This is a genomic window from Streptomyces sp. SP17BM10 (genome assembly GCF_036322405.1).
GTDB lineage: Bacteria > Actinomycetota > Actinomycetes > Streptomycetales > Streptomycetaceae > Kitasatospora.
Map to the genome: position 1 here is coordinate 1 of NZ_JAQYXB010000091.1, position 251 is coordinate 251.

The following is a 251-nucleotide window of genomic DNA, read 5'->3' on the forward strand; positions in this document are numbered from 1 at the left end:
ACGATCCACTCCCGGCCGGACGGGGATCCGGAGGCCGGGTGGGTCCAGCACGCGTCCGGTGCGCTGGCCGTCGGTGGTGGCGTGGAGGCGGAGGCCTTCGACGTCTGGCCGCCGGCCGGCGCGGAGGCGCTGCCGGTGGACGGCGCGTACGAGCGGATGGCCGAGGCCGGGTTCGGCTACGGCCCGGTGTTCCGGGGCCTGCGGGCGGCCTGGCGGCGCGGCGACGAGCTGTTCGCCGAGGTCGCGCTGCC

At 78.5% G+C, this 251-nt stretch carries 1 protein-coding gene; it reads left to right on the forward strand.

The window, feature by feature from the left end:
• Positions 1-251, forward strand: a 251-nt coding sequence (locus tag PUR71_RS00350) for a polyketide synthase dehydratase domain-containing protein (RefSeq protein WP_329924265.1), incomplete at both ends; no start/stop codon positions are given.